21 protein-coding genes are annotated in these 21,891 nt (G+C 38.0%); 14 read left to right on the forward strand and 7 right to left on the reverse strand.

The genetic code is table 11. The features are described 5' to 3' along the window. Positions 1-141: 141 nt before the first annotated feature. Positions 142-2,925, reverse strand: coding sequence for a leucine--tRNA ligase (gene leuS / locus B5X76_RS04670; protein WP_079641705.1), 2,784 nt, complete (start codon positions 2,923-2,925; stop codon positions 142-144). A 244-nt stretch (positions 2,926-3,169) separates the two neighbouring features. On the opposite strand from leuS, the gene B5X76_RS04675 reads away from it, so the two are divergent. The 5 genes from B5X76_RS04675 to B5X76_RS04695 all read left to right on the forward strand — a co-directional run bounded on the left by B5X76_RS04675 (position 3,170) and on the right by B5X76_RS04695 (position 6,877). Then, positions 3,170-4,048, forward strand: a complete 879-nt coding sequence (locus tag B5X76_RS04675; RefSeq protein WP_079641707.1) for a cell division protein FtsX — start codon at positions 3,170-3,172, stop codon at positions 4,046-4,048. Between the two features lie 71 nt (positions 4,049-4,119). Further along, entirely contained in the window at positions 4,120-4,353 is a 234-nt protein-coding gene (locus B5X76_RS04680) for a DUF3098 domain-containing protein (protein ID WP_079641709.1), read from the forward strand. 13 nt (positions 4,354-4,366) lie between these two features. Continuing rightward, positions 4,367-5,161: an undecaprenyl-diphosphate phosphatase gene (locus B5X76_RS04685; RefSeq protein ID WP_079641711.1), complete on the forward strand. Its 795-nt coding sequence runs from the start codon at positions 4,367-4,369 to the stop codon at positions 5,159-5,161. Continuing rightward, complete coding sequence (gene truB, locus B5X76_RS04690; protein ID WP_079641712.1) at positions 5,161-5,913, forward strand: tRNA pseudouridine(55) synthase TruB; 753 nt, start codon at positions 5,161-5,163, stop codon at positions 5,911-5,913. The genes B5X76_RS04685 and truB overlap by 1 nt, the downstream gene beginning before the upstream one ends. Next, the gene (locus tag B5X76_RS04695) at positions 5,900-6,877 is read left to right on the forward strand and encodes a bifunctional riboflavin kinase/FAD synthetase (protein WP_079641714.1); all 978 of its coding nucleotides are present in this window, start codon (positions 5,900-5,902) and stop codon (positions 6,875-6,877) included. Before truB ends, B5X76_RS04695 begins: the two co-directional genes overlap by 14 nt. Positions 6,878-6,888: 11 nt before the next feature. Here B5X76_RS04695 and bshB1 read toward each other — a convergent pair whose 3' ends face one another. The 3 genes from bshB1 to B5X76_RS04710 all read right to left on the reverse strand — a co-directional run bounded on the left by bshB1 (position 6,889) and on the right by B5X76_RS04710 (position 8,878). Continuing rightward, positions 6,889-7,608 (reverse strand): bacillithiol biosynthesis deacetylase BshB1, encoded by a 720-nt coding sequence (gene bshB1 / locus B5X76_RS04700; protein WP_079641716.1) that lies wholly within the window; start codon positions 7,606-7,608, stop codon positions 6,889-6,891. 151 nt (positions 7,609-7,759) lie between these two features. Further along, a complete protein-coding gene (locus tag B5X76_RS04705; protein ID WP_079641718.1) occupies positions 7,760-8,257 on the reverse strand; it encodes a glutathione peroxidase in 498 nt (165 codons plus the stop codon). Positions 8,258-8,263: 6 nt separating this feature from the next. Then, a complete protein-coding gene (locus B5X76_RS04710; protein WP_079641720.1) occupies positions 8,264-8,878 on the reverse strand; it encodes a DUF4294 domain-containing protein in 615 nt (204 codons plus the stop codon). A gap of 185 nt (positions 8,879-9,063) precedes the next feature. On the opposite strand from B5X76_RS04710, the gene B5X76_RS04715 reads away from it, so the two are divergent. The 8 genes from B5X76_RS04715 to coaA all read left to right on the forward strand — a co-directional run bounded on the left by B5X76_RS04715 (position 9,064) and on the right by coaA (position 17,794). Continuing rightward, positions 9,064-11,271, forward strand: coding sequence for a RelA/SpoT family protein (locus tag B5X76_RS04715; RefSeq protein WP_079641722.1), 2,208 nt, complete (start codon positions 9,064-9,066; stop codon positions 11,269-11,271). 77 nt (positions 11,272-11,348) lie between these two features. Further along, positions 11,349-11,843 carry a Fur family transcriptional regulator gene (locus tag B5X76_RS04720; protein ID WP_079641723.1) on the forward strand — a complete coding sequence of 165 codons (495 nt, stop codon included), beginning with the start codon at positions 11,349-11,351 and terminating at the stop codon, positions 11,841-11,843. A 251-nt stretch (positions 11,844-12,094) separates the two neighbouring features. After that, on the forward strand, positions 12,095-13,369 hold the full coding sequence (locus tag B5X76_RS04725; protein WP_079641725.1) for an adenylosuccinate synthase: 1,275 nt from the start codon (positions 12,095-12,097) through the stop codon (positions 13,367-13,369). 3 nt (positions 13,370-13,372) lie between these two features. Next, positions 13,373-14,662 (forward strand): anthranilate synthase component I family protein, encoded by a 1,290-nt coding sequence (locus B5X76_RS04730; RefSeq protein WP_079641727.1) that lies wholly within the window; start codon positions 13,373-13,375, stop codon positions 14,660-14,662. A gap of 95 nt (positions 14,663-14,757) precedes the next feature. Beyond that, positions 14,758-15,987, forward strand: coding sequence for a nucleoside recognition domain-containing protein (locus B5X76_RS04735; protein ID WP_079641729.1), 1,230 nt, complete (start codon positions 14,758-14,760; stop codon positions 15,985-15,987). Positions 15,988-16,002: 15 nt separating this feature from the next. After that, positions 16,003-16,371: a methylglyoxal synthase gene (locus tag B5X76_RS04740; protein WP_079641731.1), complete on the forward strand. Its 369-nt coding sequence runs from the start codon at positions 16,003-16,005 to the stop codon at positions 16,369-16,371. 4 nt (positions 16,372-16,375) lie between these two features. Then, positions 16,376-16,780 carry an OsmC family protein gene (locus B5X76_RS04745; protein ID WP_079641733.1) on the forward strand — a complete coding sequence of 135 codons (405 nt, stop codon included), beginning with the start codon at positions 16,376-16,378 and terminating at the stop codon, positions 16,778-16,780. Between the two features lie 57 nt (positions 16,781-16,837). Continuing rightward, positions 16,838-17,794: a type I pantothenate kinase gene (gene coaA, locus B5X76_RS04750; RefSeq protein WP_079641735.1), complete on the forward strand. Its 957-nt coding sequence runs from the start codon at positions 16,838-16,840 to the stop codon at positions 17,792-17,794. Here coaA and B5X76_RS04755 read toward each other — a convergent pair. Next, positions 17,781-18,650 (reverse strand): mechanosensitive ion channel family protein, encoded by an 870-nt coding sequence (locus tag B5X76_RS04755; RefSeq protein WP_079641737.1) that lies wholly within the window; start codon positions 18,648-18,650, stop codon positions 17,781-17,783. The genes coaA and B5X76_RS04755 overlap by 14 nt on opposite strands. 134 nt (positions 18,651-18,784) lie before the next feature. Between B5X76_RS04755 and B5X76_RS04760 the strand changes: the two genes are divergently transcribed. After that, on the forward strand, positions 18,785-19,738 hold the full coding sequence (locus B5X76_RS04760) for an acetyl-CoA carboxylase carboxyltransferase subunit alpha (RefSeq protein WP_079641739.1): 954 nt from the start codon (positions 18,785-18,787) through the stop codon (positions 19,736-19,738). Positions 19,739-19,788: 50 nt separating this feature from the next. Here B5X76_RS04760 and B5X76_RS04765 read toward each other — a convergent pair whose 3' ends face one another. Both B5X76_RS04765 and B5X76_RS04770 read right to left on the reverse strand, forming a co-directional pair. Further along, on the reverse strand, positions 19,789-21,039 hold the full coding sequence (locus B5X76_RS04765; RefSeq protein WP_079641741.1) for a thioredoxin family protein: 1,251 nt from the start codon (positions 21,037-21,039) through the stop codon (positions 19,789-19,791). Positions 21,040-21,165: 126 nt separating this feature from the next. Beyond that, positions 21,166-21,882 (reverse strand): class I SAM-dependent methyltransferase, encoded by a 717-nt coding sequence (locus B5X76_RS04770; protein WP_079642267.1) that lies wholly within the window; start codon positions 21,880-21,882, stop codon positions 21,166-21,168. Positions 21,883-21,891 lie beyond the last annotated feature (9 nt).

A 21,891-nucleotide genomic window follows, 5' to 3' on the forward strand; every position in this document is an offset into this window, starting at 1 on the left:
ATCCTTTCATTTTGTTTTCTATCTATTACTATCAATAAATAGGCCAAATTTGTTATTTTGCCCACTTATCTTTCTAAATGACAATGAAACAAAAAAAGGGACAACTTACTATTGCCCCCTTTATATGATTAATAAGCACGATTACACAACGATGTTAATAATCTTGCCTTTGACAAAAATCATCTTTTTAACAGCTTTACTATCCAAATAGCGCATGACATCTGCATTGGACAATACGGTGTCCTCTACCGCTTTTTGATCTAAATCGAGGGATAGTGACAAATTCATCTTCATCTTGCCATTGATGGAGACTGGATAAGCAAATTCAGACTCGATCAAATACTCCGGATTAAACTTTGGATAAGCGGCGTAAGAAATTGATCCAGCTGCATTACCTAATAAAGACCATAATTCTTCAGTGATATGTGGCGCATAAGAAGACAACACAATAACAAAATCCTGTAAGATGTTCTTTTTATTACATTTAAGATCTGTCAATTCATTTACACAAATCATAAAAGCAGACACAGAGGTATTAAAAGAAAAACGTTCGATATCATCTTCAGCTTTCTTAATAATTTTATGCAACGCTTTGTATTCTGCCTTAGTCGGCTCCTCGTCCGAGACATTCAGATTACCTTCTGCATCGTGGAAGAGTCTCCAAACTTTTTTCAGAAACTTGTATACTCCTTCTATACCATTTGTATTCCAAGGCTTAGCCTGCTCTAACGGCCCTAAGAACATCTCATAGAGGCGCAAAGTATCTGCTCCATAAAGAGCTATGATATCATCTGGATTAACAACGTTAAACTTAGATTTTGACATTTTCTCCACCTCAGTACCGCAGATGTATTTACCGTCTTCTAATATAAATTCAGCTTCAGCATAGTCTGGACGGGAAACTTTAAACTTATCCGTATTCAGAATATCGTTATGAACGATATTTACATCTACGTGCAATGGAATCGTATTATAAGAATCCTTTAACCCGAGTGAGACGTAAGTATTCGTCCCTCTTCCTTCTTCATCCAATAGACGGTATACAAAGCTGGAACGTCCCTGAATCATACCTTGGTTGATCAGCTTTTTAAATGGTTCTTCCTCGTTATGAAAACCAAGATCCTTCAAAATCTTATTCCAGAAACGAGAATATAACAAGTGACCTGTGGCATGCTCGGAACCGCCTATATACAAATCAACAGCTTTCCAATAATCAACCGCATCCTTTGATGCAAAAGCTGCTCTATTCTGAGGATCCATATACCTAAACCAATACCAAGAAGACCCTGCCCATCCCGGCATAGTACTCAATTCATATTCGTATTGATCCTGATACTTCCACCCCTCAGCACGTGCTAACGGCGGTTCTCCCGATTCCGTAGGCAGGTATTTATCCACCTCAGGAAGCAGTAAAGGTAGTTCCTCTTCTTTAATTAAATAAGGTACACCATCTTTAAAAAAAACTGGAACTGGTTCTCCCCAATAACGCTGCCGTCCAAAGATAGCATCGCGCATACGAAAATTCACTTTCGCTCTACCCAAGCCTAACTCTGAAAGCTTAATAATAAGCGCATCAGTAGCTTCTACATAGTTCATCCCATTAATAAAGCCTGAATTAATATACAAGCCATCTTTGTTGGGATCAGCAGCTTCTTCAATATGCTGACTGTCTGAAATAGCGACTATCGGGAGATTAAAATGTTTTGCAAATACGTAATCACGTTGATCGCCCGATGGAACTGCCATGACAGCCCCTGTACCATAACCAGCTAATACGTAGTCGGCAATCCAGATTTGTACATCATCACCTGTTATCGGATGCTTAGCATATGATCCAGTAAACGCACCTGAAACTGTTTTTGTATCTGCCATACGATCTAACTCGGACTTTTTAGAAGTTTTTTCGATGTAAGTTTCGACTTCAGATCGTTGTGCATCGGTGGTAAGCGAACCTACCAAATCATGCTCTGGTGCCAACACGACAAAACTAACACCAAAAATAGTATCGACTCGTGTTGTAAACACCTCAATGTTTTCATCAAGCTGTGGTACTGGAAACTTAACTAAGGCTCCGACCGACTTCCCAATCCAGTTGCGCTGCATCTCGATCAAAGGTTCTGGCCAATCGATGGTATCTAAGCCTCTAAGCAAGCGATCGGCATATGCGGTAATCCGCATAGACCATTGCATCATTTTTTTCTGTTCCACGGGAAAGCCTCCTCTTTCAGAGAGTCCGTTAATGACTTCGTCATTGGCCAAAACGGTGCCTAAAGCTGCACACCAATTAACAGTACTCTCCCTTAAAAAGGCTAATCTATATTTTAGCAATTCTTTTTGCTGATCTTGCTCGGTAAACGACAGCCATTCTTCGGCAGTAAAGGTAAGTATATCTTCATCAGACTCAGCATGAACGCCTTGAGATCCTTTGGTTTCAAAATGAGCAATCAGTTGTTCTATAGGCAGAGCGCGATCCTCATTCTTATCATACCAAGCATTAAAGGCTTGCATAAAAATCCATTGTGTCCACTTATAATAATCAGGCTCTGAAGTACGTATCTCACGCGACCAGTCAAACGAAAACCCAATATTATCCATCTGTTCGCGATACCGATTAATATTTGCTTCAGTTGTGATAGCAGGGTGCTGGCCAGTCTGTATAGCGTATTGTTCAGCCGGCAAACCAAATGAATCATAGCCCATCGGATGTAACACATTAAATCCCTTAGTACGCTTGTAACGGGAAAAAATATCAGAAGCAATATACCCCAGAGGATGTCCTACATGTAGTCCGGCTCCTGAGGGATAAGGAAACATATCTAACACATAATACTTTGGCTTCTGGGTTGATTCTGACGTTTTGAAAGTTGCATTTTCTGCCCAAAAGGCTTGCCACTTCTGTTCTATTGATTTATGATTATAATCCATTTCGTACAAAAAAAGAATTTTACAGGAGTTGCGAAAATAGCGATTTAAAGTCACTTTTAATACAAAACTTTTTTATTGTCCATAATAATTTCAGATATTAGTTGTAATTATTCATCGATTTTTATTCAGTGAGGCTAGGACGATAAAAAATGTTAAATATATACGCCTTCGATTAGGTTATTATATTATTTATTCCTAAAATCATCTTAATTCTTTACTTTCGCATCAAATAAAAAAAAGGCTTATGTCAACAGTAGATCAAGGCTCATCTCATAAAAGAACTAAATCTGTATATATTTCAACCGTTATCAGTATTGCATTAGTATTGTTAATGACGGGTCTTTTGGGCTTAATATTGGTTCACGCCAAGAATCTTTCAAAGTATGTCAAAGAGAATATCGTTCTCAATGTCATTGTCAATGACAATATTAACGAGGGGGATGTCTTGTCGCTTCAAAAAGATGTAGAGAAAGACGCATATGTTTTGCGCACCGAATATGTAAGTAAAGAACTTGCTGCTAAGAATTTGAAAGAAGACCTTGGTGAAGATTTTGTTGAATATTTAGGTCATAACCCACTCCTACCTTCTATTGATATTTATTTGAAGGAACAATATGCTAATTCGGACAGTATACAACCTTTTATACAAAAACTGGCGAAAAACAGCCGGGTAAAGGAGGTTGTCTATCAAGAGTCGCTAATCGACATGGTAAATAAGAACATACGTATTATCTCAATAATCGTACTCGCTTTCACTGTAATTTTATTGGTTATTGCTGTAGCCTTAATTAATAACACTATCCGATTGGCAATCTACTCACAACGATTCCTGATAAAAAGTATGCAATTGATCGGCGCGACGAAAAACTTCATCCGCAAACCGTATATTATGTATGGGATCGTTCACGGCTTAATAGGTTCGCTGATAGCGATACTTCTACTGATATTTACCTTACAATTTGCTCAAAAACAAGTACCTGAATTGGTTTTCTTACGCAATTGGTATGAATTTGGAGCAATATTTTTGATCGTTGTTATCCTAGGTATATTAATATCAGGCCTAAGTACATATTTTGCGGTAACCAAGTACCTACGTGCTAAGTCACATAGTTTATACCGGTAATTTGTAGCAACAAAATAACTTTAAAAGAATACGATTTGTTAGTCATTACTTCATCACATAACTAAAAAAGAATGTCACAAAAAAATCCTATAGCAAATAATGAAAAACAGCAAGGTTCATTTGTCTTTCAAAAAGTAAACTATCAGCTTTTCATTGCCAGCATTATTATCGTAGCCATTGGTTTTTTCTTGATGATGGGCACCGAAGATATTTACAGCTTTGCAAAGATCACGCTGGCACCATTAGTTGTAATCCTAGGTTTTTCCATGGGTTTTGTTGCAATCCTATACAAGCCTAAAAAATAAAAACAACTAAAAAATGAATTATTTTGAGGCTATTATCTTAGCCATTATTGAAGGACTTACGGAATTCCTACCCGTATCTTCTACAGGCCATATGATTATTGGCTCAGCTTTAATGGGGATCGAACCGTCTCCATTTGTCAAATTGTTTACTATAGTCATTCAACTCGGCACTATCCTCTCGGTACTTGTACTTTATTGGAAAAGGTTCTTTAGATCATTAGATTTTTACTATAAGCTAGTTGTTGCAGCTATCCCTGCCTCTATTCTAGGTATTATACTGAATGATGTCATCGACTCCTTATTAGAAAGCCCACTGATGGTGGGCGTGATGCTGGTTATCGGAGGTATTGTTCTTTTATTCGTCGACAAGTGGTTCAATAAACCAACGGTCGAAAATTCTGACAACATAAGTTTTAAACAAGCATTCATCATCGGTTGCTATCAGTGTTTAGCACTTATTCCAGGGACATCTCGATCGGCTAGCACAATCGTTGGGGGAATGACACAACAACTTACAAGAAAAGCAGCCGCAGAATTCTCTTTCTTTTTGGCCATTCCAATGATGCTGGGTGCTTCGTTGGTAAAGCTGTTAAAGTTCTTCAAAGAAGGTCATTCTTTTTCTGGAGATGAGATCAATCTTTTAATTGTAGGAAACATCGTAGGATTTATAGTCGCAATAATTGCGATTAAATCATTTATCGATATCTTGACGAAACATGGTTTCAAAGCATTTGGCTGGTATAGGATAGTTGTAGGGCTGATTATTATAGCCATGTTATTGAGTGGCCATAGTTTACAGATTATTTAATGGAAGATATTCAGGAATCAAACACATACTTTTCCTTTGCAGAAGGAGAAGTATTACTTGTCGATAAACCACTTACCTGGACGAGCTTTGATGTCGTGGGCAAGTTGAGAAATACAATGAAACCGCTCAAACTTAAAGTAGGGCATGCCGGGACCTTAGATCCCCTAGCGACCGGATTATTGATCATATGTACCGGTAAGTTGACAAAAAAAATAGACACTTTTCAGGCGGAAGACAAAGAATATACAGGTACCATCACTTTGGGGGCTACCACTCCCTCATATGACTTGGAAACTGAAGTCGATCAAACGTTTGATATTTCAGAAATTAAAGAAGACGCAATCCTAGCAGCGACAAAAAGCTTCTTGGGTGAAATAAGTCAATACCCACCGGCACACTCGGCTTTAAAGATAAATGGTGAAAGGGTGTATGAGAAGGCTAGACGTGGAGAAGAAGTAGAGCTAAAGGCTAGAACTGTTGTTATTCATGCATTCGACATTGAAAAGATAGAATTACCTCTTGTATATTTTCGCATAAAATGTTCTAAGGGCACTTATATTCGGTCTATAGCAAATGACTTCGGGAAACTATTAAATAACGGTTCTCACCTTTCGTCTTTAAGACGCACTATGAGCGGTGAATACCATGTCGACAAGGCGTGGAACCTAGAGGAATTAATACAAACCATTAGAGCTCAAAAAGCATTAATGGAACAAGAAAAATCGACTATCATTTCTAATGAAGATCTATAGAAACCTGGATGAATTTGCACCTCTTGAAAATGCAATAGTTACTATTGGTACATTTGACGGAGTACATATTGGTCATCAAAAAATATTAAAGAAGCTCGTTAATTGTGCAAAAGAGTTTGGTGGAGAATCAGTGCTATTAACTTTCTTTCCTCATCCGAGGCTTATCATCAATCCTGATGATGAAGGGCTACGTCTTATTAATGATATCGAGGAGAAAACACACCAACTGGCCTTAGCCGGTATAGATCACCTCATTATAACGCCATTCACTAGAGACTTTTCGAATCAGAGCGCAGAGGAGTACATCCGAAATGTATTAGTGAATAAGCTAGGTACTAAATCTATTATTCTAGGCTATGACCATCATTTTGGCAAAGACAGAAAAGGATCCATCAAAGATTTAATCCATTTTTCAACAATTTTCGACTTTCAAGTTCAAGAAATCCCTAAACAAGATATTGATGACGTAGCCGTTTCTTCTACGCGTATACGTGAATCACTAATTAAAGGTGATATCCTCACTGCGAATAAATATCTCGGGTATCCATTTGAACTAACTGGAACGGTGATCCGGGGAGATCAAATCGGAAGACAGATTGGATTTCCAACCGCCAACATTCATGTCCACGAGGCACACAAGCTTATTCCAGCCTACGGGATATATGCTGTAGAGGTAGAGATTTATCCAAAGGTGCCTTCTATTGACCTAGGTATATACCAAGAGCCGCAACCAGAAAAAACAGCGCAAGGAATGTGTTATATTGGCACAAGGCCTACCGTAGATGGGATGAATAGGAAAATTGAGGTCAATCTATTGGACTTCAAAGAAAACCTATATACAAAAACTATCCGAATCAAATTCATGGAGTTTATTCGACATGATGAACGTTTTGATTCTCTGGAAGAAATGCAACAACAAATTAAAGTTGACGAAAAGAATATCAGAGCCTATTTCAAAAAATAGGCCCTGATCATTTAAATCAATTCAAAGAGATCATTCACCCCAAGTAATTTACATGAGGTAAACCCTTCTCCATAGGATACCTGTATATTCCGACCAAACTCCCTCGCTCGAGCTTTTGTATACTCCATAAAATCAGGATTTGAGATATAGGTCTGTGGTCCATCTTCTTCTGTCAGCGAATTAAATTGAGTTTTATAGGCCAAAATCGATTTCTCTTTTAAATCCCAATAGTTGCTAATATCTAAAATAATATCAGGTTGGATATATTTATCTTGAACCAATTGAAGTTGTAATCTAGGCCGGAATGCTTCTTGATTTACGCCTTCTACCTGTGTCTCGACACGTCGAAGACCAGATAAGAATAAAGAATCATTAACAAGCTTGCTGGCGCGCCCATGGTCGGGATGTCGGTCATCAATCGCATTCGTAATGACAATCTCGGGCTTATATTTACGAATAGCGCTAATTATGACACGTTGAGAATCTTCTTCATTGGAAAAAAAACCATCCCGAAGACCTAGATTCTCGCGTACTGCTACGCCCAATATTCGCGCAGCCTCAGCGGCCTCCTCTGCTCTTGTCTCTGCTGTACCACGAGTACCTAACTCACCCCGCGTCAAATCTATTATACCAACCGTCTTTCCTTCGGACACATATTTAGCAATCGTACCCCCAGCCCCCAATTCCGCATCATCTGGGTGCACGCTCATAACCATTAAATCTAATTTCATATGTGTTTTTATTTGATTTTTATTTGCCTTTCTCTTATCATGCTTTTAGCATTGGAAGCAAACTTAGGTAAATTATATTTTTAATCGACAGAGTTGTTGAAACAGACGTACAGTCTTATTTCTTTTATGACAAAGCCGTGAAAGATTGACGTTATTTAACGGATAAAAGTTCTTGGATTTTACGTTGTACCCGAGCAGACATAGGACTGGTCACCGTATGATAAAAATCGACTACCTTTCCATTTCGATCAATAAGATACTTGTGAAAATTCCACAATGGTTTGCTTTGTAACACACCATTTAGATCTTTATTCGACAAAAATTGGTACAAGGGATGGATATAATCTCCTTTGACATGTATTCGTTTAAACACGGGAAACGTAACTCTCTCTTTTATTTTACAATAGGTCTCCAAATTAAGTCCGGTACGAGGTTCCTGATTTCTAAAATCATTGGAAGGGAATGCCAATATCTCAAAGCCTTGATCTTTATACTGTTGATACAACCGCTCAAGCGTTTTAAACTGTCTACGAAAATAACATCCACTAGCGGTATTAACAATGAGGACAACCTTACCAGCAAAATCCTCTAGTGATCGTTCTTTTCCCGAAAATTCAAGAGCTTTAAAGCCGTAAATATTGTTCTCCATATATCATTATTGGTAGGGTTTATTAATAGGTCTCACGCGTTCATACTCCCGAATGATGTTTTCTACTTCGAAATCTTCAGTAGGATCATAAGTACTTTTCAGATTATGTCCAAAAACACGAGCTACTCCCTGGTATACAAATGCCGTGATACTTCCTTTCATATCTTTGACCAGATCGTAACTGGTATTACCAGTTTGTCGTTCGATGAGTTTAATCAAAATTTTCCCCTGCGAAACCGAAAGATTCTTTACTTCATTAGTAATTTTCTCTTTGATCTCCTGCTCACAGGCCTTTATAAGTGCTTTTTCTTCCCTCCTGCTGTCTACCAGTGCCAAATCTCTATCCAGCTGCTCATATCTCCTTTGCGCATATATAGCATAAGGTAACACCCGCAGAACGTTTCTTTTTAATTTTAGATATCTATTTTTCTCCTCTTCACTCTTCCACTCCCTCCTAGCACGAATCACCACTTCTTCAATTGGAAACCAAGGAGCTTCTTCACCAGACTGCAGTCTCGTTGTTAAATAATAACCTACTACTTCCGGAGTACCCGCACCGTAATGCGGTAATGTCAAAAGTGGCTTTTGCTCCTGCGCCATAACCACACCTCCCCAAACCATGAGGACAATTAATATCCTTGTAAATCCACAGCTACACATTGCTTTTTTGACCTTTGACTAATTAAAAATTTCTTATTTTTTTGTATATTTATATAAATAAAAACAAAAACAAATAGGGAGTCTTGCACCCTAACTATAAAATTACAATTTTTGATTGAAATTACGAAATTAATTAAAAGGTTCTTATGGCAGATTATGTGATTGATATTGAGGCGGAAAACAAAGAAATAAGAAAACGGTACAGGGCTCTATTGCGGGCTTGTAAACCTACCTTGCAAAAAGGCGACAAGCAGGAAATACGCAAAGCTTTCGATCTTGCTCTGGAGAGTCATAAAGACATGCGTAGAAAGTCCGGAGAGCCTTATATCTATCACCCCATTGCTGTAGCCCAAATAGCTGCAGAAGAAATTGGACTTGGAACGACCTCTATTGTCTGTTCGTTATTACACGATGTCGTTGAAGACACGAGTCTAACATTAGAAGATATAGAAGCTCGATTTGGAAAAAAAGTCGCCAAAATCATCGATGGCCTCACCAAAATATCGGGTGTCTTTGACCCCAACAGCTCGATGCAAGCGGAAAACTTCCGGAAAATGTTATTAACACTAGCAGACGATGTACGGGTAATTCTGATTAAATTAGCAGATAGGCTACATAATATGCGTACCATGGAATTTATGGCGCGACATAAGCAACTTAAGATAGCTTCTGAAACAAGTTATCTATACGCACCGCTGGCTCACCGTTTAGGTCTCTATGCTATCAAATCGGAGTTGGAGGATCTGTCGATGAAATACACCGATCCCGACACCTATAAATTTATTGCAAAAAAACTGAATGAAAAGAAAGCTGAACGTGAGCGATTCATTTCTAATTTCGTAGCGCCGATCGAAGAAATCTTGAAGGAACAAGGGATTAAAGCGGAAGTTTATGGAAGACCTAAATCGATACATTCAATATGGAATAAGATGCGTAAAAAGTCTATTCCCTTTGAGGAAGTATACGATTTATTTGCAATTAGAGTAATTATAGATTCAGAATACGAAAAAGAAAAAACCGAATGTTGGAAAGTATACTCCATCATTACGGATTTGTACAGACCTAACCCCGACCGCTTGAGAGACTGGGTGTCCACTCCCAAAGGAAATGGTTATGAATCCCTACATACCACGGTCATGGGACCAAAAGGACAGTGGGTAGAGGTACAGATACGTACAAAACGGATGAATGAAATTGCAGAAAAAGGATTTGCTGCACACTGGAAGTACAAAGAATCGAATTCGGATAATGGGCTAGATCAATGGATTCAAAAAGTGCGGGATGTTTTAGGAAGTCCAGAGCAGAATGCACTAGATTTCTTAGATGATTTCAAAATGAATCTATTCTCAGATGAGATTTTCATTTTCACACCAAAGGGAGCCTTAATACAACTTCCTAATGGAGCAACTGCACTCGATTTCGCTTTTGAAATACACTCTGATATCGGAGCCACTTGTATTGGTGCTAAAGTAAATCATAAACTGGTCCCCCTAAGCCACCCTCTCCAAAACGGAGATCAAGTAGAGATAATAACTTCTAATAAACAGACTCCAAAAGAAGATTGGTTAAATTTTGTAGTGACAGCAAAAGCTAAATCTAAAATTCGATCATCCTTAAAAGAGGAAAAAAGAAGGGTAGCTGAAGAAGGAAAAGAAATATTAGAACGAAAGCTGAAATCGCTAAAAATAACCTACAACACGGATAATATTAATAAAATAGCCAATTTTTTCAAATACCCGAGTTCGCAGGAATTATTTTATAACGTTGCTAAGGGTAATATAGACATTAAAAACCTTAGGGAATATGCTGCGAGCGAAAAGGTACATGAAAGCAATGTCAATCAATTCTCTTCGCATATATCGGGATTGGTCGATAAGATAAATAAAAAAGAAAACGACACCATTTTGATAGGAGACGATCTCCAAAAGGTAGATTATACACTAGCTCCTTGTTGTAATCCTATCCCTGGAGATGACATATTTGGATTCCTAACAGTGAATGATGGGATCAAAATACACCGCACCTCCTGTCCTAACGCCTCCAAGTTGATGGCCAACTATGGCTACAGGATTCTAAAGGCACAGTGGGCCTCCTCTCAGATAGAAACATCCTTCCTGACGGGAATCCGTATCATAGGGATCGATGATGTAGGTCTTGTCAACAAGCTGACCACGGTGATATCACAAGAATTTAAGGTAAATATACGATCACTTTCTATATCAAGCAACGAGGGTATATTTGAAGGAAATATTATGGTAAACATAAATAACCTTGATCAACTGGACAATCTGATTAACCACCTGAAACTGGTTAATGGTATAACCAGTGTAACGCGATATGAATCTGAAAATTAATCATATCAGTATCAGAATTTTTTAATATGCTAGAATTAGCGTAGAAATTGGTAAATTTGTTTAAGTGTTAAAAGAAGATGAATCAAGCTGAAAACTACAGTACAGTTAAAAAAATATTTGAAGCTTACTTAGAGAACAAAAATCTAAGGAAAACTCCTGAGCGTTACGCTATTTTAGAGGAAATCTATTCCCGTACAGACCATTTTGATGTAGAATCACTCTATATCCATATGAAAAATAAAAAATACCGGGTAAGTAGAGCTACAGTTTACAATACATTAGAACTCCTAGTATCTTGCGATCTAGTGACAAAGCATCAGTTTGGTCGTAATATGGCTCAGTTTGAAAAGTCTTATGGCTACAAACAGCACGACCATGTTATCTGTATAGAGTGCAACAAAGTAGTTGAGTTTTGTGATCCACGAATTCATCAGATACAAAGTATGATCGGTGACCTTCTAAAATTCGATATAAAGCACCACTCATTAAACTTATATGGTGTATGTCAGGATTGTCAAGAATCTAAAGGCAAAGAACAGAAAAAAGTAGGCAAGGAAGTAATTTCAAATTAATTCTCCATCCTTTATTTTAAATAGTATTTTTGTTCGGAAAATTGAATGATCAATTTTCCGAACTTTGTTTTATTGTAGTATATATTAATAGATCTACATTTGATACTGGCAATAAGTTTTCCGGATTGTCCTGAAAATGATTTTACTGTCGCTGTAAAACCTTAGCAAAAGGTCTTTTTAGTTGACTAAAGTCAGATATCTTATTTTTTTAGTTTTTGAAAATTTCAATTTTAATCTCAAAATAATACGTTATGCAAGTTGATGTGCTACTGGGCTTACAATGGGGCGACGAAGGAAAAGGAAAAATAGTCGATGTACTATGTCCTCAATATGATCTAATCGCTCGTTTCCAAGGAGGTCCTAATGCCGGACATACGTTAGAGTTTGACAACAAAAAGTTTGTTTTAAACACTATCCCTTCAGGTATTTTTAACCCAAAAACTTTAAATCTAATTGGAAACGGCGTCGTTATCGATCCAATTATCCTTAAGAGAGAGTTAGATAACCTAAAGTCTGCAGGTTTTGATCCTGTGGGAACAGGAAAATTAGTTTTAGCGCGTAAAGCACACCTAATTCTTCCAACACACCAACTTTTAGATGCGGCATCTGAATCCAAAATGGGCGAAGGAAAAATCGGTTCTACATTAAAAGGAATTGGGCCTACCTATATGGATAAAACAGGTAGAAATGGTCTTCGTGTAGGAGACACTACACTACCAGACTTCATGGAACGCTATGAAAGATTAAAAGAAAAACACCTGAATATCTTATCACATTACGGTGAGGTTCCTGATTTCAAAGAACGTGAGGATGCATTCCTTGCTGCGATCGAATTCTTAAAAACAATTCCTCATGTGGATTCAGAACATTTAGTCAATCAATACTTAAAAGAAGGGAAAAAAGTATTAGCAGAAGGTGCGCAAGGCACCCTACTAGATATCGATTTCGGTTCTTATCCATTTGTAACTTCATCCAATACCACAACAGCTGGTGCTTGTACAGGATTAGGTATCGCTCCTAACAGAATCGGTGAAGTATTAGGTATTTTCAAGGCTTATTGTACACGTGTCGGAGGCGGTCCCTTTCCTACAGAGCTGGATAATGAGGTTGGTGAACAACTACGTCAGTTAGGTCATGAGTTTGGAGCAACAACTGGACGTGCTAGACGTACAGGATGGATTGATATCCCTGCTTTAAAATATGCTATAATGTTGAATGGTGTTACGGAATTGGTAATGATGAAAGCAGATGTACTGGATACATTTGAAAAAATCTACGCTTGTACACACTACAAATATAACGGTGAAGTAATTGACTATATGCCGTATGACATAAATTCGATCAAACCAGAACCGGTACTAGAGGAAATCCAAGGATGGAATCAGGATCTAACTGGTATCCGTTCGCAAGATGAAATCCCTACAGCCTTGGCAAATTACATCGCTTATTTAGAAAAAGCCCTTGAAGTGCCTATCAAATATTTGTCTGTGGGACCTGATCGTACACAAACCATTGTTTTAAAATAAAACATGGCTAAAGCCATATTTGAAGTTGACAGATTACTATTTGAAGCTAAAGCCCTACAATGGGCTCAGCAGTTCGAACAAGTCTGTTATTTTCAATCCAATGGATACGCGGACATCTACTCCTCTGTAGAATCTCTACTAGCTGTAGACGCTCAAGCTGTGTTCGAAAGCGATGGTACACGAACTTTCGCCAAATTAGAAAATTTTAAAACCAAGTATCCAAAAAATTGGATGCTTGGTTTTTTCGGTTACGACCTCAAAAATGAACTAGAGGAACTAACCACTGCACAAGCAGACCACCTCGGCTTTCCAGACGCTTATTTTTTTATTCCAAAAACAACATTAAAATTCTCGAGTTCAGCTGTCGAAATAGAGTCATCTAATCCCAAACAGACATTTCAATCCATCAACGGTTTTTCGTGGACAGAACATAGCTCAACAACACAGGCTGCAACGATTCTGGTAAAGAAAAGGATGTCTAAGGAACAGTATTTCGATGCATTCGAAAAAATGATGTATCACATCAAACGTGGTGACATCTACGAGGTAAATCTTTGCCAAGAATTTTATGCGGAAAATGCGGAATTAGATCCGCTATCGACCTACAAAAGGTTAAACACGATATCTCCCACCCCGTTCTCAACGTTTTTCAAACTGAAAGATAAGTTCGTACTATCGGCATCTCCAGAACGATTCTTAGCAAAAAGAGGGCAAACATTGATTTCACAACCCATAAAAGGGACGGCTCCTCGAGGAAAGACCGAAGATGAAGACGAACTTCTCAAAGCCAAGTTGCGTAACAATCCCAAAGAAATTGCAGAAAATGTAATGATCGTAGATCTGGTACGCAATGATATGACGCAATCTGTGGAACCCGCTACTGTCGAAGCAAATCGAAAATTGGAGGTACATACCTTTAAGCAAGTACATCAATTAATATCGACAATAACCGGACAACAAAAAGCAGACATCTCGGATATTGAGGCTTTAAAAAATTTGTTTCCCCCTGGATCGATGACAGGCGCTCCTAAGATCAGTGCTATGCGTCTATGTGATCTATATGAAAAAAGCAAAAGAGGTATTTATTCGGGGGCTGTAGGGTATTTTTCACCAGATGGAGACTTCGACTTCAACGTGGTAATACGTACTATTTTGTATAGTCAAAGCAAAAAACACCTATCTTTTCACACTGGAGGTGCATTAACTTATAACGCTCAAGCAGAAGAAGAATACAAGGAATGTCTTTTGAAAGCCTCCGCGATAATCGCTGCACTCAATAGCGATTTGACCTAAAGTAGACTTACCTCAAGCAGATTTTATTCTCCTAAATTCCTTTTTGGAAGAATCTTTCATAAACCTTACATTTACAACCGTAAAACTATAATTATATGGCTCTAAATTACGTTTGGGTTTCCTTTTTCTTGATCACTTTTGTGGTAGCCCTAATAAAACTTATCGGTGGCGACACGGAGGTATTCCAAAATATTGTCAAATCTCTATTTGACAGTGCTGCTGGTGGTGCTACTATTTCATTGGGTTTAATAGGAATGATGACCTTTGCACTAGGGATAATGAAAATAGGTGAAAAAGGTGGAATGATTGCCATATTCGCGCGTATCGTGGGCCCATTTTTCAACAAGCTTTTTCCAGAAATACCTAAGAATCATCCGGCCTTAGGCTCTATATTAATGAACTTTTCGGCCAATGCTTTAGGCTTAGACAATGCTGCTACACCTTTGGGGCTAAAAGCGATGAAGGAACTCCAAGAACTGAACCCACAAAAGGATACTGCGTCTAACGCCCAGATTATGTTCATCGTTTTGAACGCATCTAGTTTAACTCTCCTCCCTATATCAATCATGGCTTATAGACAGGAAGCTGGCGCAGCACAACCATCCGATGTATTTCTGCCTATCTTGATTGCTACTTTCTTCTCAACGTTAGCAGCTTTAATTATGGTGTCCATTTATCAAAAAATCAACCTTTTTAATCGTACAATATTATTATACCTAGGTAGTTTATCTATTGCAATCGGTGGGCTTCTTTACTATTTTTCAACCCTACAACAAGAGCAAATAGAAGTTATTTCTTCTGTAGTGGGAAATCTGACACTCTTTTCTTTATTTGTCTCCTTTATAGCTCTTGCATTTTATAAGAAAATAAACGTCTATGATGCTTTTATTGAGGGTGCCAAAGAAGGTTTTGGAGTCGCGGTCAATATCATTCCCTATCTGGTTGCCATCTTGGTGGCTATAGCTGTATTTAGAGCATCTGGAACGATGGACTACCTGGTCGAAGGTATTTCATTCTTGATTGCTAAGATGGGATTTGATACATCATTTGTAGAGGCGCTTCCTGTGGCCTTCATGAAACCACTGAGTGGATCAGGAGCTAGAGGTTTGATGGTAGACTTAATGGCAGCTAAAGGTCCAGATGAATTTGCCTCACGTGTAGCCTGTGTAATTCAAGGATCTACCGAAACAACTTTTTATGTTTTGGCCGTTTATTTTGGCTCAGTAGCTATCAAAAACACGAGACACGCATTACCTTGTGCCTTAATTTCTGAATTTATTGGCGTGGTTGCTGCTATTGTAGTAGCTTACATTTTCTTTGGATAATATCTTAATTTAAGAATGAAAACAATTGCTTTAATTGCTCACGATGGAAAAAAAGCCGAGATGGTGGCTTTTGTTAAAGACCGTATAGAACACTTAAAAAAAGCTAAGCTGGTAGCAACAGGCACTACAGGTACCTATGTAAGACAAACAGGGCTAGAGGTAGAATTGAAGTTGAGCGGTCCTAAAGGAGGTGACGCCCAGATCGCGGCTCTTGCAGCAGAAGGGAAAATAGATGGTATTATATTTTTCAGAGATCCGCTAGGCAAACACCCCCATGAACCGGATATTCAAATGCTGATGCGTATTTGTGATTTATACAATGTTCCTCTCGCTACCAACCCAGGCACAGGATCTCTGATTATAGAAGGATTATTAGACGAATAAAGATATGACTGAAGAGGTTAAAGTAAGTATCGGTAAAGAAAAATACAAGACAGAAGTTGAAATCAATCAACATCATTTTATAGCTGACGAACCTACTGAAGTCGGGGGAACTGACCTTGGCCCTAAGCCTACCTCTCTCCTACTATCAGCTCTAGGAACGTGTAAGGCCATGACCATGCGTATGTATGCCGACCAAAAACAATGGCCTCTAGAAGCCGTTGAAATCAAATTATCGGCTGAAGTAGTCAAAAGCAACTTGCAGCAAACTACCTATATCCGTTGTACGATAAAACTACTTGGAGATTTAGATGAAATGCAAAGAGAACGAATCTTCAAAGTTGGCGACAAATGTCCTGTGCAAAAGATTCTAAGCAATCCTATCGTGATCGAAAGTAATATACTACAATAAAATTACAGTTAATTTGTTTTAGGGGTATTATATTTGCGCCATCAAAATAAGTCACTAATGTCGTCATCACAAGAGGAACTCGTATTAAGTAGTCCATACCAACAATTTGAAAGAGAAGAGTGGAAGGATCTAAATGGACAGTTTAACCTGAATCTGGAATCTACAGATATCAATTTGTTGCATGCGCTTAACGAGCCTTTAAATATGAAGGAAATTGAAGAAATTTATTTTCCTCTAGCACATCTGATCGAACTTCATATTAAAAATTACGATACGATACGCGACGACAGTAACTCTTTTTTTCAAAGAAACCAACAAAAACTACCTTTTATTATCGGTATAGCGGGGTCTGTAGCAGTCGGAAAAAGCACAACTGCTCGGGTTCTCAAAAAAGTACTGTCTTTACTCCCCAATAAACCGAAAGTGGAATTGGTGACTACAGATGGCTTTTTATTTCCCAATAAAGTACTTGCTGATAAAAACATAATGAACAGAAAAGGATTTCCTGAAAGTTATGACACAAAAAAACTTTTACATTTCCTTTCTGCAATCAAATCAGGAATCTCATCTATTTCCGTACCGATGTATTCGCATTTGGAGTATGATGTAATACCTAAAGAAGACCAATTGCTTAATGAACCTGATATATTGATATTGGAAGGAATCAACGTATTACAGGTAAACTCACAAAAAGGTCAGAATAACAAGGTGTTTGTTTCCGATTTCTTTGACTTCTCTATCTATGTTGATGCTTTGGAAAAAGACATTATTTCATGGTACATTAATCGATTTGAATCGTTACGAGCTACAGCTTTCCAAGACCCAACCTCTTATTTCCATAAATATGCAGATATGACCCTAGAGGAGAGTCGTGATATGGCTACGCAGATATGGAACGAGATCAACAAACCAAACCTCCATGATAATATCCTTCCGACCAAATATCGCGCTGATTTAATATTGCAAAAAGGATCAAATCACTTTGTAGAGAGTATTAAAGTTAGAAAGATTTAGCCTGTCTATGCTTAAAGTCCAAGATATATTTTAGGATTTCGTTTTCAATACTTTTATGAAGTTTATTGCTACTACTAACAGCGTAGAGTTCGATTTTATACCGTACAAAATCCTTTCCTATTTCAACGACTTCCAGATCAAGCTCGTTCGTAGGTGCAAGATTGGGGTGATTTGTTAAAGTCGAACGGATATCGCTTTCTAGTTGATCGACCGAGATGGGTATAGCTAATGGTAATTCAAATTTTACAGTGAATAAATTGGACCGATGCGCCGATAGATTAACCATTGGATTCGTAAAAACAAGATTATTAGGAATCATCACAATGTCATCTTCATCATTTTGTAATTCGATATTTGCAAACGTAATATCTACAATCCTACCTTTTTGATCACCGACTTTAATCCTATCCCCCACCGAAAGCTGTTCAGAAAACATAATAAATAATCCGCTCAACATATTCGTAATATAGTCTCTAAACAAAACCGCTATAGCCATCGCTACTATAGTAAGACTGGTAAGAAACTCTATTGGCTTAATCCCAAACGCTATCATCAAAGCAATAATAACAAATACGGCATTTAACATCGCCGTAAGACGATTTATACCCAAGACAAAATTACCACGTACCGCAACTTTAGCATGACGTGCATTATAAAAAGAGATAATAACAAAACGTGCAATAGATACAACAATACTAGGGACTAGAAAAAAATAAACGCCTCTTAAAACCTGATACCACCACATAGTCTCATCTTCCTTGGTGACGTTAAAAAAGAGTGTAATTGTTATTGCTAAAAGAATAATCTTTATAACGAATGTAAACGGAAATTTACTTGTATTAGTCTTTTCTATCATTTTTATGAATTCTCTAGAGATGCCTAATCTACTAATTTTTGAACAATTGACGTTACTATTTAAGCATAAAACTGTTTTAGAATCACCAAAAAATACACTAACTTAGCCCTCCTAAAACGAAACCGTTTTTAAATATGGAAACAACATTTGATTTTGAAAAGCCAATTGCAGATTTGCAAACTCAAATAGAGAAAGTTCACCAAGTAGCAGAGAAAACGAAAGTTGATATGAGTGCTACAATCCGTGAACTTGAAGAAAAACTTGCTGAAACAACGGTCGATGTATACAAAAACATGACAGGTTGGCAAAAAGTGCAGATGTCACGGCATCCTGATAGACCGCAGACATTTGACTACGTTGATATGATCTGTGATGAGTTTATCGAATTGCATGGTGATCGGACTGTAAAAGATGATAAAGCTATCATTGGAGGCTTTGCTTCCATTGGCGGCCAATCGGTTATGGTTATCGGACATCAAAAAGGTAAAAACACGAAGGAAAGACAGTACCGCAACTTTGGTATGGCCAACCCTGAAGGATATCGCAAAGCGCTTCGTCTAATGAAGATGGCGGAAAAGTTTAACAAACCTATCGTAACACTTATCGATACTATGGGGGCTTATCCGGGTCTAGAAGCTGAAGAACGTGGCCAAGGAGAAGCAATAGCAAGAAACCTTTTGGAGATGTCTGTGCTCAAAGTACCTGTCATCTGTATCGTTATTGGCGAAGGGGCTTCGGGTGGAGCATTAGGAATTGGTATTGGTGATCGTGTATACATGATGGAAAACACCTGGTATTCTGTTATATCGCCAGAATCTTGTTCTTCTATTTTATGGAGAAGCTGGGATCATAAAGAGCGTGCTGCTGAAGCGCTGAAATTAACCGGGAAGGATATGCTAACTAATGGCTTAATCGATGGTATCATTCCTGAACCTTTAGGCGGTGCACACCAGAATCCAGAAGAGGCTGCAAATAATCTAAAGACACAGATTCTAAACGATTTAGAAATATTAAAAGCGAAAGCACCTGATGTGCTTGTCTCAGAGAGAATAGACAAGTTCAGCAAAATGGGTGTTGTTCACGAGTAAAAATAAGAGCCTCAATAAATTGAGGCTCTTATTTTTTAGGTCTTATATTCTTATTCCCAGGTGGGCTGCCCCGCCTTCATCTTATTAAGTGTAACTTGATAATTTTCTTTTTCGCTAGCGGAAGCTACTCCTAATGCTTTTTCCTGCCATTTTATGGCATTTATTTTGTCACCTGATTTATACAAAAGATTTGCATAGGTATCTAGGTAAGCTGCATTTTCACCTCCCTCTAATGAACGTTTACTCCAAGTTAACGCGGACGTGATACACGCAGCATCATTACAATTTTCAAAAATCGTCCACGCAAATGAGTTTAACATCTCTGGAGAAACGGCTTTATTACTTAGCTGTACAAATTCATTAACCGCATCTTTAAAAATAGGCCAATCTTTGTGAAAACCGTAATACTGAGCTTTAGATAGTGCTATTGAGGACTTCATATCTACATAAGGATGAGCCTTTTCAATTTCCTTTTGAAGCTCGACAAAATCCACAGGAGTATATTCATTTCTACTCATTTTCGGCATAATCAACTCCCTAGTTAATACAGCAGACAGAACATCATTACTAGTTTTTTCACTTTTCCTTTCAACTAGCAAAAGATCAACTTTCTTCATGTTATCTTTTATAATACCATAAGAGGCGCTCTTACTGGAAGTCGCCCCTTGTAACAGCAAGTCAATATTCTCCGAGGTCAAAGCTCCATCAACTCCTGCTGTCGCAATAAAGGCTGCAATGGCTTTGCTCGCCATAGGTTCATCATAAGCAGATTGTGCAGCCTTTGCCAAACTCTTCGCGATTGCTGCGTCTTTCGGGTTGGCTTCAAACTTCTTGACTAACGTCACATACTGTGTCTCAGGATCAAGTCCTTCTTTCGCCCTTGCAATAAATGCCTCAGCCTCTCCCCCTCCCACCATACGATGTACAAGTTCACCATCGGGTGAAAAAATAAGAAAAGTAGGATACGCCCGAACATCATAATCCTTAGCAAATCTAGTCGCCTCGGTATACCAGGATTTAACTTCATCAGAATCCTTCTTAGTCTGATCCATCTGAAGTTTAAGATTTACAAAGTTAGCATTAAAAAAAGAACCCACATTTTCTTGCGGAAATACATTCTCTGCCATCCATATACAAGGACCACACCAAGTCGTAAAACAATCCACAAAAATATGCTTATTCTCAGCTTTCGCCTTGGCTTTTACCTTTTCCCAATTGCCATTGTGTTCAAATTGAATACCTTTTTCCTGACCCGTCAAGAAAAGAGGAATGATAAAAAGAAGTGTTAATAATTTTCTCATAGTGTTTAATTAGTTATTGAAACGATGATAATCTCTAATCTATTTTACAATTTAAGTCAAATTATTTAGCAAACGAAATGATAAATAGATACTTAACAAAAAATAACACCATAACACTCATTACATTTATTTAAACGCAACAAAGCTAGCGAAACACAAATTCTTATGTAATATATCTACTTTAGAAAAACCTATCTCTCGCATCGTATCAATCTGAAACATCAGAGATCGGGGACTATCCTCCTTTTCTATATAATCAAATACATGATCTCGATATGATTCATTTCGTAGGGATGTCAGATATTGCCCATACTTTTCCGTGTAAACAAGCTGCTGTAGCTCAGGAGTGGCTTGTTCAACCAAATCAAAAATCCAAATACTCCCCCCTTTTCGTAGCAAATGATAAAACTTAGCAAAAGTCTGTTTCCAATCTTCCTCTTCGCGAAGATGATGCAAAACAGCAGTAGCTATAATGACATCGAATGATTCATTTGGAATATTTATATCTCTAAGATCTCCTTGTAAACAGGTCACGCTACCACCTTCATTAATCTGCTCTATCCGTTCTTTCGCTCTATCAAGCATAGGTCTACTTAAATCAACCAAGGTAATATCAAGTGGTTTAACATGTGACAACAGCTTGACATCGTAATTACCAGCTCCACAACCTACATCCAAAACAGCGGTTAATCCGGGATAAACCGCTGCTATTCCTTCGGCGAAAAGGTTCATGTTAAATGTCGCATCAAGGGTAGTCGCTTGACCTGTTTCAAGATTTGAAAAACGTTCGACATCGAGATCAAAACGCTTCTCAATCTCCTCTAATGTAGATTTCTCTTTCATCTTTTTAGA

Origin of the sequence: Sphingobacterium nematocida, assembly GCF_900168125.1 — a bacterium.
Classification (GTDB): domain Bacteria; phylum Bacteroidota; class Bacteroidia; order Sphingobacteriales; family Sphingobacteriaceae; genus Sphingobacterium; species Sphingobacterium nematocida.

Bases quoted from the DNA above. Each gene is read 5' to 3' on its own strand.
- leuS (WP_079641705.1), bottom strand. From the start codon at position 2,925: ATGGATTATAATCATAAATCAATAGAACAGAAGTGGCAAGCCTTTTGG.
- B5X76_RS04675 (WP_079641707.1), top strand. From the start codon at position 3,170: ATGTCAACAGTAGATCAAGGCTCATCTCATAAAAGAACTAAATCTGTA.
- B5X76_RS04680 (WP_079641709.1), top strand. From the start codon at position 4,120: ATGTCACAAAAAAATCCTATAGCAAATAATGAAAAACAGCAAGGTTCA.
- B5X76_RS04685 (WP_079641711.1), top strand. From the start codon at position 4,367: ATGAATTATTTTGAGGCTATTATCTTAGCCATTATTGAAGGACTTACG.
- truB (WP_079641712.1), top strand. From the start codon at position 5,161: ATGGAAGATATTCAGGAATCAAACACATACTTTTCCTTTGCAGAAGGA.
- B5X76_RS04695 (WP_079641714.1), top strand. From the start codon at position 5,900: ATGAAGATCTATAGAAACCTGGATGAATTTGCACCTCTTGAAAATGCA.
- bshB1 (WP_079641716.1), bottom strand. From the start codon at position 7,608: ATGAAATTAGATTTAATGGTTATGAGCGTGCACCCAGATGATGCGGAA.
- B5X76_RS04705 (WP_079641718.1), bottom strand. From the start codon at position 8,257: ATGGAGAACAATATTTACGGCTTTAAAGCTCTTGAATTTTCGGGAAAA.
- B5X76_RS04710 (WP_079641720.1), bottom strand. From the start codon at position 8,878: ATGGTTTGGGGAGGTGTGGTTATGGCGCAGGAGCAAAAGCCACTTTTG.
- B5X76_RS04715 (WP_079641722.1), top strand. From the start codon at position 9,064: ATGGCAGATTATGTGATTGATATTGAGGCGGAAAACAAAGAAATAAGA.
- B5X76_RS04720 (WP_079641723.1), top strand. From the start codon at position 11,349: ATGAATCAAGCTGAAAACTACAGTACAGTTAAAAAAATATTTGAAGCT.
- B5X76_RS04725 (WP_079641725.1), top strand. From the start codon at position 12,095: ATGCAAGTTGATGTGCTACTGGGCTTACAATGGGGCGACGAAGGAAAA.
- B5X76_RS04730 (WP_079641727.1), top strand. From the start codon at position 13,373: ATGGCTAAAGCCATATTTGAAGTTGACAGATTACTATTTGAAGCTAAA.
- B5X76_RS04735 (WP_079641729.1), top strand. From the start codon at position 14,758: ATGGCTCTAAATTACGTTTGGGTTTCCTTTTTCTTGATCACTTTTGTG.
- B5X76_RS04740 (WP_079641731.1), top strand. From the start codon at position 16,003: ATGAAAACAATTGCTTTAATTGCTCACGATGGAAAAAAAGCCGAGATG.
- B5X76_RS04745 (WP_079641733.1), top strand. From the start codon at position 16,376: ATGACTGAAGAGGTTAAAGTAAGTATCGGTAAAGAAAAATACAAGACA.
- coaA (WP_079641735.1), top strand. From the start codon at position 16,838: ATGTCGTCATCACAAGAGGAACTCGTATTAAGTAGTCCATACCAACAA.
- B5X76_RS04755 (WP_079641737.1), bottom strand. From the start codon at position 18,650: ATGATAGAAAAGACTAATACAAGTAAATTTCCGTTTACATTCGTTATA.
- B5X76_RS04760 (WP_079641739.1), top strand. From the start codon at position 18,785: ATGGAAACAACATTTGATTTTGAAAAGCCAATTGCAGATTTGCAAACT.
- B5X76_RS04765 (WP_079641741.1), bottom strand. From the start codon at position 21,039: ATGAGAAAATTATTAACACTTCTTTTTATCATTCCTCTTTTCTTGACG.
- B5X76_RS04770 (WP_079642267.1), bottom strand. From the start codon at position 21,882: ATGAAAGAGAAATCTACATTAGAGGAGATTGAGAAGCGTTTTGATCTC.